The organism is Defluviitalea phaphyphila (genome assembly GCF_001466305.1).
Lineage (GTDB): Bacteria > Bacillota > Clostridia > Lachnospirales > Defluviitaleaceae > Defluviitalea_A > Defluviitalea_A phaphyphila.
This window is the reverse complement of the sequence record NZ_JWID01000046.1, coordinates 1-2,833: the sequence shown is the minus strand read 5'-3', so window position 1 is coordinate 2,833 and position 2,833 is coordinate 1. Positions and strand designations below refer to the sequence as shown.

Annotated in this window: 2 protein-coding genes; both read left to right on the top strand. The window is 26.1% G+C overall.

The features are described from left to right. Window positions 1-10: 10 nt before the first annotated feature. Window positions 11-178, top strand: coding sequence for an imm11 family protein (locus tag OM90_RS13590; RefSeq protein ID WP_408605924.1), 168 nt, complete (start codon window positions 11-13; stop codon window positions 176-178). Window positions 179-1,217: 1,039 nt separating this feature from the next. Beyond that, window positions 1,218-2,558 (top strand): DNA cytosine methyltransferase, encoded by a 1,341-nt coding sequence (locus OM90_RS11900; protein WP_084758065.1) that lies wholly within the window; start codon window positions 1,218-1,220, stop codon window positions 2,556-2,558. Window positions 2,559-2,833 lie beyond the last annotated feature (275 nt).

Here is a 2,833-nt window from a genome sequence, read left to right as displayed (position 1 = left end):
AAATGAAAAGATGATAGATATTGAAAAACATGCATTAAAGAGAGAAAAAATAAAAGATAAGCATATTTTTAGATTGAAAGATGAAACTTTTCCTATATTTGTATCTGAAAAAGTTGTAAAGGCATTAAAAAAGAATAGGATAACAGGTTGCGATTTTTTAGAAGTTAAGGTTGTATAATTAGATATATATGGAAAATAGTTATCATGATGATAGCCATGTTTTAAAAAAGATTTTGTCAATAGTTGGGATATAATTTATAAAATTTACGCTTCATTATTAATTTTAAGTTTATTTTAAGGTATTTTATAAAATATGGAGAAAGAATAATTATTTTTACTTGACATTACCATAAAAAATCCTTAAATTGATTTTAAGGTTTAGATTAGGTAAAATGATAATATGAAATAAATTTGTTAAAAAGATATATTCAAAATTATAGGTAATCTATGTAAAAAAGGACTAGAACTAATAGACTTAATAGTAGATTATTATAAAAAAATAGAAAATTAAAAACTTAAATATTAAAAATACTATTAAAAAAATTTATGAAAAGATCAAAACATATATTAATGTTAAAATAGTAGTTAATTATAAATATAAAACTTAACAAAATCATTAATAAAATATTATAATTACTTCTAAAAATAGGTTCTGTAAACTTAAAATGAAAAATTAGTACAATGTTTTATAGAATAGCTTTAAATTTCGGTTTATAAATAGTAAAATTCTTCTGTGAATATGTAAAGGGTAAAATGAACGTGCTAAAGCATGTTCTATGACAATTCACAGAACGATCTTTTAAAAATAAATTAGCGAAATTGAAGTTTAAATCAAGCAATAAGAAGATATTTTTTCTTCTGATTTTGTGATAATTTTAGACTAAAAACTTGAGCAGGGGTTTGATTATTAAGGGCTGAATGAGGTCTAACGAGGATAATTTTTAGTTTATTTTGTTGAAGGGTTAAAAGGTGTAAATTGATGATTGCAGTTACCGTAAAGGTATTTTTGATGACCATCTTTATCTTTGCCATAATGATAAAATGAATGATTATTGTTGCACTTTGGACATTTTACTGGTACAATTTTTTACATGAGGACTTCATCCTTTCTGTGAGATATAGTTTGTTTGTGTAAAAACATTTTACCACAGAGGGTTTGGAGTCCTTAATTTTCATTTAAGTTTACAAAACGTTTCGCTTTATACGGAGGAATAAATATGAAGCAATTATCTATATTTGACTATGTAAATGATAAAGAAAATAAAAAAGAAAATACGTTAGAATCTGTTAATAATATCAATAAAATTAGGGAAAAAAATAAAAGAATAAAGATATTGTCTTTATTTAGTGGATGTGGAGGAATGGATATTGGATTTGAGGGGGGGTTTACTTGTTTAAAACGGTCTATTAATACAGATATTCATCCTAATTGGATTGCAAAAGATTTTGGAGAATGGGTAAAAGTAATAGATACAGGTTTTGATATTGTATTTGCTAATGATATACGCCCAGAGGCAAAAGCCGCATGGGTTTCTTATTTTAAAAAAAGATATGAAAATCCTGATAAAATTTATCATCTTGATAGTATAGTTAATTTGGTTAAAAGAGCAAAAGAAGGAGAAAAAATTTTCCCAGATAGCATAGATATTATTATTGGAGGGTTTCCTTGTCAAGATTTTTCTATTGCAGGTAAACGTTTGGGCTTCAATTCATATAAGAGTCATGATGGGAGAAAAATAAGAATTAACGAACCAACAATTACAAATCGTGGGAAATTATATATGTGGATGAGAGAAGTAATAACTATAACAAAACCATTAATGTTTATTGCAGAAAATGTAAAAGGGTTGATTAATCTTCATAAAGTGAAAGAAGTTATTGAAAAAGATTTTGCAAATGCAGGAGATGGGGGATATCTTGTTTTACCGGCTAGAGTTTTACATTCTGCTGATTATGGGGTACCACAATCAAGAGAGCGTGTAATTTTTTATGGGTTTAAAAAGAGTGCTTTAAAATTAAGAGCTTTAAAAGAATTAACTAAAGATACCATTTCAAAAGAGTATGATCCATATCCTGAAAAAACACATGCTTATACAGTGAAAGATAAAAAATTATATCCATTTGTAACTGTTAGGGAAGCCTTTTCTGGTCTTCTTGAACCAGAGTTAACTGATGATCTTTGTCAAAAAAAATATTCAAAAGCCAAGTTTATGGGTAAACACTGTCAAGGACAGACAGAAGTAAAACTTGATTCAATTGCGCCTACTATTCGTGCAGAACATCATGGAAATATTGAATTTAGGCGTCTTAGTCTAGAAAATGGAGGATGTAATATAGAAGAATTAAAAAAAGGATTACCTGAAAGAAGATTAACTATTAGAGAATGTGCTCGCCTTCAAACATTTCCAGATGATTATCAGTTTATTTTACCTAAAACAAAAAAAAATGTATCTGTTAGTGCAAGTAATGCTTATAAATTGATAGGTAATGCGGTTCCCTGTGTTTTAGCATTTAATATAGCAATGAATTTAGCTGAAAAATGGGAAAAATATTTTTAAAATTTAAAAAATGAAATTCAAAGGTATAAAATACCTTGTTCCAAGTCGTTCTAACTTTAATTCTATTATTGAATTTCAGGGTTGTAGATACGAAGTTCCTTCATCTCAATTAAATATAATTACCACATTTAGAAGTTTATTTCATAAGTGTATTTATTTTTAGAAATTTTGAAATATATAAATTTTTAATTATGCCCTTAATATTTATTATAATTATCCCTTTATATTTATTTATAAAAAGTACTTTTATCCTAATTATTAAAAAGGATAAAGTA